13 protein-coding genes and 1 pseudogene are annotated in these 15,222 nt (G+C 66.1%); 7 read left to right on the forward strand and 7 right to left on the reverse strand.

The window, feature by feature from the left end:
- Window positions 1-26: 26 nt before the first annotated feature.
- Complete coding sequence (gene ychF / locus DIE13_RS19125; protein WP_124828603.1) at window positions 27-1,121, forward strand: redox-regulated ATPase YchF; 1,095 nt, start codon at window positions 27-29, stop codon at window positions 1,119-1,121.
- Between the two features lie 788 nt (window positions 1,122-1,909).
- Here ychF and gabP read toward each other — a convergent pair.
- The 3 genes from gabP to DIE13_RS19145 all read right to left on the reverse strand — a co-directional run bounded on the left by gabP (window position 1,910) and on the right by DIE13_RS19145 (window position 5,445).
- Window positions 1,910-3,301, reverse strand: a complete 1,392-nt coding sequence (gabP, locus tag DIE13_RS19135) for a GABA permease (RefSeq protein ID WP_124828604.1) — start codon at window positions 3,299-3,301, stop codon at window positions 1,910-1,912.
- Window positions 3,302-3,763: 462 nt separating this feature from the next.
- Window positions 3,764-4,108, reverse strand: coding sequence for an MmcQ/YjbR family DNA-binding protein (locus DIE13_RS19140; protein WP_124828605.1), 345 nt, complete (start codon window positions 4,106-4,108; stop codon window positions 3,764-3,766).
- Window positions 4,109-4,197: 89 nt separating this feature from the next.
- The gene (locus tag DIE13_RS19145) at window positions 4,198-5,445 is read right to left on the reverse strand and encodes an MFS transporter (protein ID WP_124828606.1); all 1,248 of its coding nucleotides are present in this window, start codon (window positions 5,443-5,445) and stop codon (window positions 4,198-4,200) included.
- 193 nt (window positions 5,446-5,638) lie between these two features.
- Between DIE13_RS19145 and gcvA the strand changes: the two genes are divergently transcribed.
- From gcvA to ettA, 3 genes are all read left to right on the forward strand, one after another.
- Complete coding sequence (gene gcvA / locus DIE13_RS19150; RefSeq protein ID WP_124828607.1) at window positions 5,639-6,556, forward strand: transcriptional regulator GcvA; 918 nt, start codon at window positions 5,639-5,641, stop codon at window positions 6,554-6,556.
- A gap of 84 nt (window positions 6,557-6,640) precedes the next feature.
- Window positions 6,641-6,949: a DUF3761 domain-containing protein gene (locus DIE13_RS19155; protein WP_124828608.1), complete on the forward strand. Its 309-nt coding sequence runs from the start codon at window positions 6,641-6,643 to the stop codon at window positions 6,947-6,949.
- A 189-nt stretch (window positions 6,950-7,138) separates the two neighbouring features.
- Window positions 7,139-8,806 (forward strand): energy-dependent translational throttle protein EttA, encoded by a 1,668-nt coding sequence (gene ettA / locus DIE13_RS19160; protein WP_059236395.1) that lies wholly within the window; start codon window positions 7,139-7,141, stop codon window positions 8,804-8,806.
- A 62-nt stretch (window positions 8,807-8,868) separates the two neighbouring features.
- On the opposite strand, the gene DIE13_RS19165 is transcribed toward ettA, so the two are convergent.
- The 4 genes and pseudogenes from DIE13_RS19165 to DIE13_RS19180 all read right to left on the reverse strand — a co-directional run bounded on the left by DIE13_RS19165 (window position 8,869) and on the right by DIE13_RS19180 (window position 11,797).
- A complete protein-coding gene (locus tag DIE13_RS19165; protein WP_124828609.1) occupies window positions 8,869-9,492 on the reverse strand; it encodes an HAD family hydrolase in 624 nt (207 codons plus the stop codon).
- A pseudogene (locus tag DIE13_RS19170) lies at window positions 9,489-9,697 on the reverse strand (cysteine hydrolase); the annotation flags it as partial. The gene DIE13_RS19165 and the pseudogene DIE13_RS19170, both read right to left, overlap by 4 nt.
- A 12-nt stretch (window positions 9,698-9,709) precedes the next feature.
- Complete coding sequence (locus tag DIE13_RS19175) at window positions 9,710-11,524, reverse strand: aminopeptidase P family protein (protein WP_124828610.1); 1,815 nt, start codon at window positions 11,522-11,524, stop codon at window positions 9,710-9,712.
- An 18-nt stretch (window positions 11,525-11,542) separates the two neighbouring features.
- A complete protein-coding gene (locus DIE13_RS19180) occupies window positions 11,543-11,797 on the reverse strand; it encodes a hypothetical protein (protein WP_096504391.1) in 255 nt (84 codons plus the stop codon).
- A gap of 171 nt (window positions 11,798-11,968) precedes the next feature.
- On the opposite strand from DIE13_RS19180, the gene DIE13_RS19185 reads away from it, so the two are divergent.
- From DIE13_RS19185 to prfA, 3 genes are all read left to right on the forward strand, one after another.
- Window positions 11,969-12,730: a response regulator transcription factor gene (locus tag DIE13_RS19185; protein ID WP_124828611.1), complete on the forward strand. Its 762-nt coding sequence runs from the start codon at window positions 11,969-11,971 to the stop codon at window positions 12,728-12,730.
- Between the two features lie 26 nt (window positions 12,731-12,756).
- Window positions 12,757-14,055 carry a glutamyl-tRNA reductase gene (gene hemA, locus DIE13_RS19190; RefSeq protein ID WP_124828612.1) on the forward strand — a complete coding sequence of 433 codons (1,299 nt, stop codon included), beginning with the start codon at window positions 12,757-12,759 and terminating at the stop codon, window positions 14,053-14,055.
- 81 nt (window positions 14,056-14,136) lie between these two features.
- Window positions 14,137-15,219: a peptide chain release factor 1 gene (prfA, locus tag DIE13_RS19195; RefSeq protein ID WP_124828613.1), complete on the forward strand. Its 1,083-nt coding sequence runs from the start codon at window positions 14,137-14,139 to the stop codon at window positions 15,217-15,219.
- Window positions 15,220-15,222: the final 3 nt, after the last annotated feature.

Genomic DNA, 15,222 nt, shown 5'->3' on the forward strand with positions numbered 1-15,222 from the left:
GCCGCCTCACCCGTTCGAAGGATTCCATGAGCCTCAAATGCGGCATCGTCGGCTTGCCCAACGTCGGCAAGTCCACCCTGTTCAATGCGCTGACCAAGGCCGGCATCGCCGCCGAGAACTACCCGTTCTGCACGATCGAGCCGAACGTCGGCATCGTCGAGGTGCCCGACACGCGCCTGAAGGCGCTGTCCGAAATCGTGAAGCCCGAGCGCGTCGTGCCGGCCGTCGTCGAATTCGTCGACATCGCGGGCCTCGTCGCGGGCGCGAGCAAGGGTGAAGGCCTCGGCAACCAGTTCCTCGCGAACATCCGTGAAACCGATGCGATCACGCACGTCGTGCGCTGCTTCGAGGACGACAACGTCATCCACGTCGCCGGCAAGGTCAGCCCGATCGACGACATCGAAGTGATCAACACCGAACTCGCGCTCGCCGACCTCGGCACCGTCGAGAAGGCGCTCACGCGCTACTCGAAGGCTGCGAAGTCGGGCAACGACAAGGAAGCGGTGAAGCTCGCCGCGGTGCTCGAGAGGGTGCGCGCGCACCTCGACCAGGGCAAGGCCGTGCGCGGCCTCGATCTGTCGGACGACGAGCAGGCGCTGCTCAAGCCGTTCTGCCTGATCACCGCGAAGCCGGCGATGTACGTCGCGAACGTGAAGGATGACGGCTTCGAGAACAACCCGCACCTCGACGTGGTGCGCAAGTACGCGGAAAGCGAGAATTCGCCGGTCGTCGCGGTATGCGCGGCCATCGAAGCGGAAATCGCCGATCTCGACGATGCCGACAAGGAAGCATTCCTCGCCGACATGGGCATGGAAGAGCCGGGCCTCGACCGCGTGATCCGCGCGGGCTTCAAGCTGCTCGGCCTGCAAACCTACTTCACCGCCGGCGTGAAGGAAGTGCGCGCGTGGACGATCCATATCGGCGACACCGCACCGCAAGCGGCAGGCGTGATCCACACCGACTTCGAGCGCGGCTTCATTCGCGCGCAGACGATCGCGTTCGACGACTTCGTCACGTACAAGGGCGAACAGGGTGCGAAGGAAGCCGGCAAGATGCGCGCCGAAGGGAAGGAATACGTCGTGCACGACGGGGATGTGATGAACTTCCTGTTCAACGTCTGATGCATCGACAGACACTGCTTCTCGCAGTGTCGCCGCACCCAGGAAAGGCCCGCTGAAGTAGCGGGTCTTTTTTCATTCCGCTAACCCGTCCTGAAATAGGTTGACACTTTTTCGCCGAAGCGAAGAGGTACCAAGTGGAGCAAGGGATCAAGCGGGCCAGCGGAACTACCGCCTGGCTTTAAAATTGTCGGCTGGCGCCGGACCGGCAAATGCATTCGTCGACACCAGCACGAACAAACCGATCATGGCCCGTCCCACTGCGCCCTCTGTTGTGGCTGAAACGGCGCCGATTCGAGCCGATGCCGATTGGCAAGGCCGTTCGAACGGACGGGTGCCAGGAAACGCCCGTTCTCGTCTCGCGGCTGAATCCAGACGAGCTGACCCATGTGTGAACACCACGCCAGCATCATCGCTCTGATTCGCCGAACGCAGCGCGGACCAGCCCGCTTCACTCAAGCGCATGCTCTCATTCGCCATCGGTCACCCTCCCGGCACGACCGCTAATCGCGAGTCGACTTCATCATTCACTTCGGTTGTCGAAGCAAACAATGTATGAAGTTGCCGTTGCCGTGCCGATGAAATCAGACGAGTTCGATTTTTGTAAGTCCAGATGTCGATGACACACCATGTTGCGGAACGGCCTGCATCGCCAGGGGCAAGCACATCTGCTTACTCGCGAAAGACAAATGGCCCGACCGGCACATGCCGATCGGGCCATTTCACGGCGGGAACCCCCGCGCCGACCGGCAGCGAACGCTCAGAGCAGCCGCCGCTCCGTCACGTCGTCGTTACATCGCCGACACCCCCCGCCCCGCACCCGCTTGCGCGTCGCGGCCGCGTTTGTTCAGCCACGAAGCAAACAGCACGATCAGCGCGAGCACGGCCGTCGCACCGACTTCCATCCGGTGCTCCTCGCTGACGAACATCACGGTCAGCGTGCCGCAGATGAACAGGATTACAGCCCACGTGAGCCACGGGAACAGCCACATCCGCAGCGTCAGGTCCGCGCCGCTCGATTCGAGCGTCTTGCGCATCCGCAACTGCGAGATCGCGATCACGAGATACACGAGCAGCGCAATCGCACCCGACGTCGCCAGCAGGAAGCCGAACACCTGCTCCGGCATCAGGTAGTTCGCGATCACGGTCAGGAAACCGAATGCGGTCGATGCCAGCACGGCCGCACGCGGCGTGCCGGTCGCATCGGTGCGATGCAGGAAGGCCGGCGCGTCCTTGCGCTTGGACAGCGAGAACAGCATCCGCGACGCGGTGTACAGCGCCGAATTCAGGCAGCTCGCGACCGACACGAGCACGATCACGTCGATGATCGCCTTCGCGTTCGGAATGCCGATCAGCTCCATCGCGCGCTGATACGAGCCGTGCTGCGGCAGCAGCGGATCGTTCCACGGCACGATGGCCGCAACGACCAGAATCGAGCCGAGATAGAACAGCGTGATACGCCAGATGACCGAATTCGTCGCGCGCACGATCTGGCGTTGCGGATTATCCGATTCGGCGGCCGCGATTGTCACGATCTCGGTGCCGAGGAACGAGAACATCGTCGTCAGCATCGCCGCAAGCACGGCGCTCGCTCCGTTCGGCATGAAGCCGTGGTGCGCAAAAAGGTTCGACACGCCCGACACGGCCGGTGCCGGCACGATGCCGACGATCGCCGCTCCGCCGATGCACAGGAACACGACGATCGCGACGACCTTGATCAGCGCGAACCAGAATTCGAATTCGCCGTAGTTCTTGACCGAGAAAAGGTTGGTGATCGTCAGCAGCAGCGTGATGCCGAGCGCGAAGATCCAGGTCGCGATGCTCGGGAACCACGCGTTGAGAATGGTAGCGGCGGCCGTCGCCTCGATTGGGATCACGAGCACCCAGAACCACCAGTACAGCCAGCCGATCGAGAAGCCGGCCCAGTGGCCGATCGCGCGATCGGCATAGGTCGAGAACGAACCGCTGTCCGGATGCGCAACGGCCATCTCGCCGAGCATGCGCATCACCAGCACGACCAGTACGCCCGCGATCGCATACGCGAGGATCGAAGCCGGGCCGGCTTCCGCGATCGCATGGCCGGAGCCGACGAACAAGCCCGCGCCGATGACGCCGGCAATCGACATCATCGTCACGTGACGCTGCTTCAGACCGGTGCCGAGGCCTGTCTTGCTTCCACTCATGTGTCTCTCTCCAAAAAACGGTTCCGGTACGACCGGTAGTCGCTGAAGGCGGCGCGGGGAGTTATCGTTGTCGAATCCGGCTGCCCGCCGCGCGTGCGCGGCATACGGGCATGGAGCCAGATCAAGCCTGTTCCGGTGGGTGCGCGACGCAGTCTGCGAAGCTGCGGGTGCGATGCGGCGCACGGGGCGCCGACGCATCGCGTGCGCCCTTTTCGTCGGCTGTGTCGGTCAGCCGCCTTCGAAGCGAAGGAGTGTAAGCATCAAACGGTTCTTCACTAAGAACCAATTGAAGAATTTCGATAGAACCACTTGTTGCATCGATGCGAAACGATGCAACGCCTGGTCCAGTCTGGCCCCTGATTGTGGGCCGCTGGAGCGACCGATTGCCGTCGGCCGGCATCGCCGCGATCGCGTAGCACCAGTGACGTTCGCGTGTCCCGCAGCGCGCGCCGCACCACGCACTCAGTTCGCGCCGCCCGCCCCTTCGTCCTGCCACTTGGCCGGCACGATTGCACGCCATTCTCGCAGAAGCAGGTTTTTCACGGCGTCGGGATGCGCCGCCGACAGGCGCACCAGCACGATCGGCCAGCCTGCATAGTGATCGGTCATGTAATACACGTCGGGCTCCGATTCGATCAGCCACGCGCGCTCATCGGGGCCGACGCCCTTCACGACGAGCGTGTCGCCGTCCTCGCGCAGGCGCGCGAGCATCTTGCCCTTCACCCTGAGTGCGGGCGTGCCGTACGACGTGCCTTCCTCGACACCCCGCCACGCGAGCACGATCCGCCGGACTTCGTCGAATGTCACGATGCGCCTCCGTGCGTCGATGATCGACGTCCCGGCCACCGTAGCGGAAATCACCGGCAGCGCCTAGCCGACGGCCGCGCCTGATTCGTCTAGCGACCGGCCGCGCGCGCGGCCACCGATGCGCGCCCGGTGGCGGCAACGATCGCGAACGCAATCGCATTCGCGGCGGCGCTCGCAAGGATCGGCACGAGGTAGCCGCCGCCTGCGTCGTAGATGAAACCGGCCGCGGCCGGCCCGATCAGCGTACCGAACGCGACGCTCGTGTAGAGAATGCCGATGATCGCGCTGACGTTGCGCCCGCCGAAGTAGTCCATCACGACGGCGGGCAGCACGGCAACCCAGCCGCCGTAGAACACGCCGAATACAAGGGCGAACGCGGCAAGCGTCGCTACGGTGCCGGCGCCGGCCCATGCGACAAGGGCGACGGCCATGCCGGCGAACATCGCGAGCAGCGATGCGCGACGACCGAAGCGATCGGCGAGGCCGCCGAGGAAAAAGCGTCCTGCCGTGCTGCCCACGCCGATCGCACCGAGCAGCAATACCGCCGTGGACGGCGCGACGCCGTGATCGAGCGCGTACGGCACGAGGTGCACGAACGGCACGAAGACGCCGAACGAACAGACGAGGCACGCCGCGTAGAGGCTCGCGAACGGCCGCGACGTGACGGCCTCGCGCACGGTCGCCGCGGCGGCACCGCGCCGATCCTCGCCCGCCGGCGCACGCGCCGCATCGCCATCGGGCGACAAACCGCGCCCGCGCGGGTCGTTCTCGATCAACAGCGACATGCCCGCGCCCACCACAACGGCGATCACGGCCAGCGCGACATACGCGCCACGCCAGCCGACGTGCGCAATCAGCGCGGATGCGAGCGGTGGCATCACGAGCGTACCGACACCGATCCCTGCGACCGCGAGCCCCGACGCGAAGCCACGCCGGCGCACGAACCAGCGTTGCACCGCGCCGACGGCCGGCACGTACGCGCAGCCGACACCGAGGCCGACACCCAGCCCGTACGCGACATAGACCTGCAGCAGCGTATGCGCGGCACCGGCGGCCGCAAGCCCAGCGGCCGTCAGCAGCATCCCGACGACGGCAAGCCGCCGCGAGCCGAAGCGATCGGCGAGCGGGCCGCTGACGATGCCGAAACCGAAATACAGGAAGCCCGCCAGCGAAAACACGAGCGAGATCCGCCCGCGCGACGCGGCGAAATCCCGCTGCAGCGACTCGACGAACGCACTGAACGAGTACGCGCAGCCAAATCCGACGAACGTGACGGCGAACGCGGCTGCCACCACATACCAGCCGTAGAAGACGCGCGATGCGCGCGGGCGGTTCATGACATTGCTCCTGTCGGTGACGCACCGGCCGCCGGGCGGCGTCCATTTGCGTCGTGGATATAGTTGAACTATGTTGATCGCACAGGCTGCGAGAAGCCTCGCCATGGCAATACGATCTTCTGCAACAACGGTACTCGCGCCTGCTCATCGTCTCAAACGATATTTCGTCGGTCTTTCAATTTAGAAAAACTTAATGAAACGTTCCCGCTTGCCGCCGCTGAATGCGCTGCGTGCATTCGAAGCGGCCGCCCGTCATCTGTCGGTGAAATCCGCGGCCGAGGAGTTGTCGGTCACGCCCGGCGCGGTGAGCCAGCTGATCCGCACGCTCGAGACGCATCTCGGCGTGGAGCTGTTCGAGCGCGTGAACCGCGGCATCCTGCTGACGGCCGCGGGCCGCGACTACCTGCCGCCTGTGCGCAACGCGTTCCGGCAGATCGCCGACGCCTCGCAACGCGTATCGGGCGCCGCCGACAGCGGCGTGCTGACGGTGAGCGTCACGCCGTTTTTCGCGTCCGCGTGGCTCGTGCCGCGCCTCGCGCAGTTCCGCGACGCATGCCCGGACGTCGATCTGCAGATCGTCACGAGCCACGCACTCGCGGATTTCTCGCGCGACGGCGTCGACGTCGCAATTCGCCACGGCCTCGGCCGCTACCTCGGGCTGTGCAGCGAACGTCTGCTGACGGTGGAGATCGTCGCGCTCGCGGCGCCCGATCTCGTCGCGCGGCTGGGCATGCCGGCGACGCCCGCCGACCTGACCGGCTGGCCGCACCTGCACGACGCCGAGCGCAAAGGCTGGCACATCTGGTTCGACGCGCAGCGGATCGACGACTTCGGTCCGCCGCGCGGCCCCGCGTTCGACGATTCGGGCCTGTTGCTGCAGGCGATCCTCGCCGGCCAGGGCGCCGGGCTGCTGCCGGCGGCGATGGTGCGCAACGAGCTCGCGAGCGGCCGGCTCGTGCAGCTTGCCGATATCGCATGGCTCGACGATTTCGCTTACTACCTCGTCTATCCGCCACATCACGCGGAACGCACGAAGGGCGCTGCGTTCCGCAGATGGATTCTCGACGCCGCGCGGGCCGACGGCGCCGCATCGATGACGGGCGCGGCGTAGCGGCAACAACGACAGGCTGCCGATCGGCTAACATGCGGCGCGGGCCGCCAGCCCGCGATCGACAAGAACATGCGGAGAGAGACCATGCCTGCCCTGCTGCGCCGCGCAACGCACATCGCGACCCTGTCGGCCGCGCTGTTCGTCGCATGCGCCGCACTGCCGACTCCGGCACACGCGTACCGCGCATCACCCGGCTACGGCAACGAAGCCGACCTCGACCGTCACGACACGTACCGCAATCGCGACGGCGACACCGTGCATGCGCCGGCCCATTCGAAATCGGGACGCGCGCCCGACGGCGCGAGCGCGCGCTGCCGCGACGGCGCGTACAGCTTCAGCCGCCATCGGCGCGGCACCTGCTCGGGGCACGGCGGCGTCGCCGCGTGGCTGTGAACGCGGGTCGGCCGAATGGCCAGTGCGGTGTCAGCGACAGCCGGCGGCGAAGTACAATACGCGCTCGCGTCGCCGCACGCGGCGACACCGCCGCGCCCTGCGCGGCACGCTCCGTACCGAATCACCCGATGCCGCCACGCCCGCGCGCGCTGCGCGGCAGTCTCAACCATTTCTGACTTTCACATCCAAATGGCCCAATACGTTTTCACGATGAACCGGGTCGGCAAGATCGTGCCGCCCAAGCGCCAGATCCTGAAGGACATCTCGCTATCGTTCTTTCCCGGCGCGAAGATCGGCGTGCTCGGCCTGAACGGCTCGGGCAAGTCGACGCTGATCCGCATCATGGCGGGCGTCGACAAGGACATCGAAGGCGAAGCGACGCCGATGCCGAACCTGAACATCGGCTACCTGCCGCAGGAGCCGCAGCTCGACCCGACGAAGACGGTGCGCGAAGCCGTCGAGGAAGGCCTCGGCGACCTGTTCCAGGCCAACAAGAAGCTCGAAGAGATCTACGCCGCATATGCGGAACCGGACGCCGATTTCGACGCGCTCGCGGCCGAGCAGGCGAAATACGAAGCGATCCTCGCATCGAGCGACGGCGGCAGCCCCGAGCAGCAGCTCGAAGTGGCGGCCGACGCACTGCGCCTGCCGGCGTGGGACGCGAAGATCGAGCATCTGTCGGGAGGCGAAAAGCGCCGCGTCGCGCTGTGCAAGCTGCTGCTCGAGAAGCCTGACATGCTGCTGCTCGACGAACCGACCAACCACCTCGACGCCGAATCCGTCGACTGGCTCGAGCAGTTCCTGGTGCGCTTCCCGGGCACCGTCGTCGCCGTCACCCACGATCGCTACTTCCTCGACAACGCAGCCGAGTGGATTCTCGAACTCGACCGCGGCCACGGCATTCCGTGGAAGGGCAACTACAGCAGCTGGCTCGACCAGAAGGAAGAGCGCCTGAAGCAGGAAGAAGCGTCGGAATCGGCACGCCAGAAGGCGATCAAGAAGGAACTGGAGTGGGTGCGCCAGAACCCGAAGGGCCGCCAGGCGAAGTCGAAGGCGCGCATCGCCCGCTTCGAGGAGCTGAGCAGCCAGGAATACCAGAAGCGCAACGAAACGCAGGAAATCTTCATTCCGGTCGGCGACCGCCTCGGCAATGAGGTGATCGAGTTCAAGAACGTCAGCAAGGCGTTCGGCGACCGCCTGCTGATCGACAACCTGAACCTGAAGATTCCAGCCGGCGCGATCGTCGGCATCATCGGCCCGAACGGCGCCGGCAAGTCGACGCTGTTCCGGATGCTGACCGGCAAGGAACAACCGGATTCGGGTGAGGTCGTGATGGGCCCGACCGTGAAGCTCGCGTATGTCGACCAGAGCCGCGACGCACTCGACGGCTCGAAGACGGTGTTCGAGGAAATCTCGGGCGGCGCCGACGTGCTGACGGTCGGCAAGTACGAAACGCCGTCGCGTGCGTACATCGGCCGCTTCAACTTCAAGGGCGGCGACCAGCAGAAGATCGTCGGCAACCTGTCCGGCGGCGAACGCGGCCGTCTGCACCTCGCGAAGACGCTGATCTCCGGCGGCAACGTGCTGCTGCTCGACGAACCGTCGAACGACCTCGACGTCGAAACGCTGCGCGCGCTGGAAGATGCGCTGCTCGAATTCGCGGGCTCGGTAATGGTGATCTCGCACGATCGCTGGTTCCTCGACCGGATCGCGACGCATATCCTCGCGTTCGAAGGCGATTCGCAGGTCACGTTCTTCGACGGCAACTACCAGGAATATGAAGCCGACAAGCGTGCGCGCCTCGGCGAGGAAGCCGCGAAGCCGAAGCGCCTGCGCTACAAGCCGATCAGCCGTTAAGCGGCGTGGGCCCGACATCCGGCCGCGCGACAACGCGGGCCGGATGCCGAAAGCGGCCGCCCCTATGCGAGCGCGCCCAGTTCGCGCAACCGCGCCGCGGTCGTCGCCGCGCTCGTGTGATGAATGCCGTGCCAGCCGAGCGCTGTCGCAGCCGCGGCGTTCTTCGCGTTGTCGTCGATGAACACGAGTTCGTGCGGCGCGATGCCCGGCAGGTACGGATCGATCCGCGCATGCATCGCGCGATAGATCGCCGGATCGGGTTTCACGAGCTTCACGCGCCCCGACACGACGATGTCCTTGAAGCGCCGCAGGATCGGGAAGTTGTCCCATGCATACGGGAAGGTCTGCGCGGACCAGTTCGTCAACCCGAAGAGCGGCATCCCCTGCCCGTCGAGCCGCTCGACGAGTGCCGCACCGTCGTCGAGCACCCCGCCGATCATCTCGTGCCAGCGCGCGTAGAACGCGCGAATCAGTGCCTCGTGCCCGGGAAACTTCGCGACGAGTTCGCTCGTCCCTTCGTCGATCGTCTGGCCGCCGTCCTGACGGACGACCCACTCCATCGCGCAAACGTGCGTCAGAAACCAGCGACGCTCGACCTCGTCCGGAATCAGTTGCCGGTACAGGTACTCGGGGCTCCAGTCGATCAGCACGCCACCGAAATCGAACACTACCGCCTTGATTGTCATGCGAACTCCGTGGCAAGCACGTCGGCGAGCGGGCGCGGCGTCACTGCGTTGCCCGACAGCGAGTTGTTTTCCCAGATGAAGTGACTATGCGCGACGATCTGCGCGGCCGACAGATGCGCATGCTCGTTCGTCGTATACAGATCTCGGACACGACGGTCGCCCGGTAGCCGAGCAGTGCCGGCCGTCGTCCGGCCGGCGTTGCGCATTGCGCGTTGCGTCAGATCGGTTGCGTGCGTGCGTCGAGCCACGCCTTCGCGTCGCCGCTCACGTGCCGGCCGACGCGCTCGCGCACCGTCGCGTGGTACGCGTTCAGCCACGCGCGCTCTTCCTCATGCAGCATCTCGACCAGCACGCAGCGCGTGTCGATCGGGCACAGCGTCAGCGTCTCGAACGCGAGGAAGTCGCCGAACTCGGTCTGCCCGCCCGCGCGGTTCACGACCAGGTTCTCGATCCGGATGCCCCACTTGCCGGGCCGGTACACGCCCGGCTCGATCGACGTGATCATCCCCTCTTCCATGGCCGTGTACGGTTCGGCCGGCGCATAGTGCGAGATGACCTGCGGACCTTCGTGCACGTTCAGGAAATAGCCGACGCCGTGCCCGGTGCCGTGGCCGTAGTCGAGCCCGGCCGCCCACATCGGCGCACGCGCGATCGCGTCGAGCATCGGCGAGCGGATGCCGCGCGGAAACCGTGCACGCGACAGCGCCATCATCGACTTCAGCACGATCGTGAAATCGCGGCGCTGCAGGTCGCTGACCGTGCCGACCGGCACCACGCGCGTGATGTCAGTCGTGCCGGTCGTGTACTGGCCGCCCGAATCGACGAGCAGCAGGCCGTCGCCGGCGATCGTTGCATGCGACTCGGCCGTTGCGCGGTAGTGCGGCATCGCGCCGTTCGCGTTGAAGCCGGCGATCGTCGCAAAGCTCGGCGATACATAGCCGGGGCGGCGGGCGCGCGCGGCCGTGAGTTGCTCGTCGATCGTCAGCTCGGTGATCGTCTCGCGGTTCACGGCCTGCTCGAACCACGCGAAGAATTCGGCGAGCGCAGCACCGTCGTGCTCCATCGTCACGCGCACGTGCTCGATCTCGGCGGATGTCTTGCGCGACTTCGCGAACGTCGACGGATTCACGGCCTCGACCAGCTTCACACCGGCCGGCACTGCCTCGAGCGTGCCGAACGTCACGCGGCGCGGATCGATCAGCAGCGTTGCACCGTCGGGCAGCGCCGCGAGCGACGCGCGAGCCGCGTCGTATGCACGGACCTCGACGCCGTCCTGCGCGAGCGACGCGGCGAGCGCCGGCGACACCTTGCCGTCGGCGACGAACAGCGTCGCGCAATCGGGACCGATCATCGCGTGCGCGACGAACACGGGGTTGAAGTTGACGTCGGCGCCGCGCAGGTTGAACAGCCATGCGAGATCGTCGAGCGTCGACACGAAATGCCATTGCGCCCCCTGCGCGTGCATCGCGCGGCGCACTTCGGCGAGCTTGGTTGCGCGCGTCGCATCGGCCTGCGGTGCCACGTGCTCGAACACGGCGTCGCCGGGCAGCCCCGGCCGCTCGGGCCAGATCGCGTCGAGCAGATCGCAATCGGTACGCAACGCGATGCCGCGCGCACTCAACGCGGCCGTCAGCGCGCGGGCCGCGGCGACGCCGAGCACGGCGCCGTCGACGCCGACCGTCGCACCGGCCGGCACATTCTGCGCGAGCCAGTCGACGTGCGGCGCGCTCTGCTGGCCGCCCATCATCTTCATCAGCTGGACGCCGGTGCCCGCGAGCTGCGCCTCGGCCTGCACCCAGTAACGGCTGTCGACCCACAGGCCCGCGAAATCCGCAGTCACGACCAGCGTGCCGACCGAGCCCGTGAAACCGGACAGCCAGCGGCGTGCCTGCCAGCGTTCGGGCAGGTACTCGGACAGGTGAGGATCGGCGGACGGCACGAGATAGGCGGCCAGGTCCTCGCGGACCATCGCGCCGCGCAGCAGCGCGATGCGAGCCGGCACCGACGAGACTTCGGGGAGACGGGCATTCATGATTTCACCTGAGGGCATTCAGCGACGGGCCGACAGTGCGACCGTCACGGCTACGGCAAGGAACGCGACGCCGGTGCAGACCGGCCATTCGAGCGTCTCGCCATCGTAAAACAGTCCCGAGAGATTGCCGGCGATGCGCGCGATGACCGCGCCCGCGATGCCGACCAGCACCGCGATCCACCATGCCGGCCGCCCCGTGCGCCGCATCGGATGCAGCCATCGGCCGAACAGCCCGACGGCCGCTCCCAGGACAAGGATTCCAAACCAGTTCATTCGACGCCTTCTATAAATTCAGATTCGTCCCATAGGCGTGAACGTTGCCAGCGGCTAGCATCGATTCATCCATCGAACCCTGGACCAGCCGGGCGCCGCGAACATTCGAGTGTAGGGGCCGAGCCGACATTATGGCAAGCGCGCACCGGCAGCCGTACTGAAGAAATCCACATGCGAATCGCCCTGATCGATCCCGAGGTACGTCATGCTGCGCTCCTGAACCGCCTGCTCTTCGCCGGCGGTCACGTGTGTCATGCGTTTTCGTCCAGCGCGGCGTTTTTCGCGTGGCTCGCCAACGATACCTGCGACATGCTGATCACCGGCAGCTGGGCCGGCGATCAACCGGCCGAGGAAGTCATTCCACGGGCGCAGATGGTCCTGCCCGGGCTGCCGGCCATCGCCGTGATGCAACTGCCGCGCGAAAGCGAAATCGTGTCCTGCCTGCACGCGGGTGCCGACGATTGCCTGGTGCGCCCGGTGAGCGGGCCCGAGCTGCTCGCGCGGGTCAATGCGCTGAGCCGCCGCGCCGGGGTGCGGCGGCCGCCGAACCGTTCGCGCGAAATGTATGGAGAATACGCGTTCGATGCGACCCACGGCATCGTGCGCTTCGGCGACGCAGCCGTCGCGCTCACGCCGAAGGAATTCCGCTTCGCGCAATTGTTGTTCGCGAACCTGTCGCGGCCCGTGTCGCGCGCCCATATCCTCGAGACGGTCTGGGGCCGCCGCCGCGACATGAAGTCGCGTACGCTCGACACGCATGCGTCCCGGCTGCGCAGCAAACTGCAACTGCTTCCCGAACACGGCTACCGGCTCCTGCCGCTCTACGGCTATGGCTATCAGCTCGATCGCGTGCCGATCGAGCCCCCAAATTCGAGGCCACGCCACGCTGATGCTCAGTATGCCGCGGGTGAGGAAATCGCCGAAACGCTATAATATGGGGCTAAACGATAGCCCTCGATATGCAACTCCTCACGATCGGAATCAATCACCACACTGCGCCTGTCGCCCTGCGCGAACGCGTGGCGTTTCCGCTCGAGCAAATCAAGCCGGCTCTCGTCACGTTCAAGAACGTGTTCCTCGGCCCCCAGGCGCCCAACGCGCCTGAAGCGGCGATCCTGTCGACCTGCAACCGCACCGAGCTCTATTGCGCGACCGACGACCGGGCCGCGCGCGAAGGCGCGATTCGCTGGCTATCCGAGTATCACCAGATTCCCGTCGACGAGCTCGCGCCGCACGTGTATGCGTTGCCGCAGTCGGAAGCGGTCCGGCACGCGTTCCGCGTCGCATCGGGCCTCGATTCGATGGTGCTCGGCGAAACGCAGATTCTGGGCCAGATGAAGGACGCGGTGCGCACCGCGACGGAAGCCGGCGCGCTCGGCACCTATCTGAACCAGTTGTTCCAGCGCACGTTCGCCGTCGCGAAGGAAGTGCGCGGTACGACCGAGATCGGCGCGCAGTCGGTGTCGATGGCCGCCGCAGCGGTCCGTCTTGCGCAGCGTATTTTCGAAAAGGTGTCGGATCAGCGCGTGCTGTTCATCGGCGCCGGGGAGATGATCGAACTGTGCGCCACGCATTTCGCCGCGCAAGGCCCGCGTGAACTCGTGATCGCGAACCGCACCGCCGAACGCGGGCAGCGGCTTGCCGAACGCTTCAACGGCCGCGCGATGCCGCTGTCGGATCTGCCGACCCGCATGCACGAATTCGACATCATCGTGTCGTGTACCGCGTCGACGCTGCCGATCATCGGCCTGGGCGCGGTCGAGCGCGCGGTGAAGGCGCGCCGCCACCGGCCGATCTTCATGGTCGACCTTGCGGTGCCGCGCGACATCGAGCCGGAAGTCGGCGAGTTGAAGGACGTATTCCTCTATACCGTCGACGATCTCGGCGCGATCGTGCGTGAAGGCAACGCATCACGCCAGGCCGCGGTCGCGCAAGCCGAGACGATCATCGAGACGCGCGTCCAGAATTTCATGCAATGGCTCGATACGCGCAGCGTCGTGCCGGTGATCCGTCACATGCATACGCAGGCCGACGCGCTGCGCCGCGCGGAAGTCGAGAAAGCGCAGAAGCTGCTCGCGCGCGGCGACGATCCGGCCGCCGTCCTCGAAGCGCTGTCGCAGGCGCTGACCAACAAGCTGATCCACGGCCCGACGAGCGCGCTCAATCGCGTGAACGGCGCCGATCGCGATTCGCTGATCGACCTGATGCGCGGCTTCTACCAGCACGCGCCGCGCTCGAACGACCAGTCCGGCCACTAGCGCCGGCCGGTTGCCCTGCCGCCGGCCGCGAGCCGGCCTATCCTTTCCGAATATCCTTGCCCGGGAGCGTCGCTCCACACCATGAAGACGAGCATGCAACGCAAGCTCGACCAGCTGTCCACCCGGCTGGCCGAACTGAACGACCTGCTGAGCCGCGAAAACGTAACGGCCGACCTCGACCAATACCGCAAGCTGACGCGCGAACACGCGGAACTCGGCCCGGTCGTCGAGCAGTACGCGCTGTGGCGCCAGTCGCGCAGCGACGAGACAGCCGCGCAGGAGCTGCTCACCGATGCGTCGATGCGCGATTTCGCCGAAGACGAGATTCGCAGCGCGCGCGAGCGCATGGTCCGCCTCGAAGGCGAGTTGCAGAAAATGCTGCTGCCGAAGGACCCGAACGACGACCGCAACATCTTCCTTGAAATCCGCGCGGGCACCGGCGGCGACGAATCGGCGCTGTTCGCGGGCGACCTGTTGCGCATGTACCTGCGCTTCGCGGAGCGCCAGCGCTGGCAGGTCGAGATGATGTCGGAAAGCGCGTCGGACCTCGGCGGCTACAAGGAAGTGATCGTGCGGATCGCCGGCCAGGGCGCGTATTCGCGCCTGAAGTTCGAATCGGGCGGCCATCGCGTGCAGCGCGTGCCGGCGACCGAGACGCAGGGGCGCATCCACACGTCCGCGTGTACGGTCGCGGTGATGCCGGAAGCCGACGAGATCGGCGAGATCGAAATCAATCCGGCGGACTTGCGCATCGATACGTTCCGCGCGTCGGGCGCAGGCGGCCAGCACATCAACAAGACCGACTCGGCGGTGCGCGTCACGCACATCCCGACCGGCATCGTCGTCGAGTGCCAGGACGACCGCTCGCAGCACAAGAACAAGGATCGCGCGCTGAAGGTGCTCGCCGCGCGGATCAAGGACAAGCAGTATCACGAGCAGCACGCGAAGGAAGCCGCGACACGCAAGAGCCTGATCGGCTCGGGCGACCGCTCGGAACGGATCCGCACGTACAACTTCCCGCAGGGCCGGATGACCGATCACCGGATCAATCTGACGCTGTATCGCCTCGAGGCACTCATGGACGGCGATCTCGACGAACTGATCGGCGCGCTCGTCACCGAACACCAGGCCGAACTGCTTGCGTCGCTCGGCGACGCCGACTGAGGC

It is taken from the genome of Burkholderia sp. Bp9016 (assembly GCF_003857765.1).
In the GTDB taxonomy this organism is placed as follows: domain Bacteria; phylum Pseudomonadota; class Gammaproteobacteria; order Burkholderiales; family Burkholderiaceae; genus Burkholderia.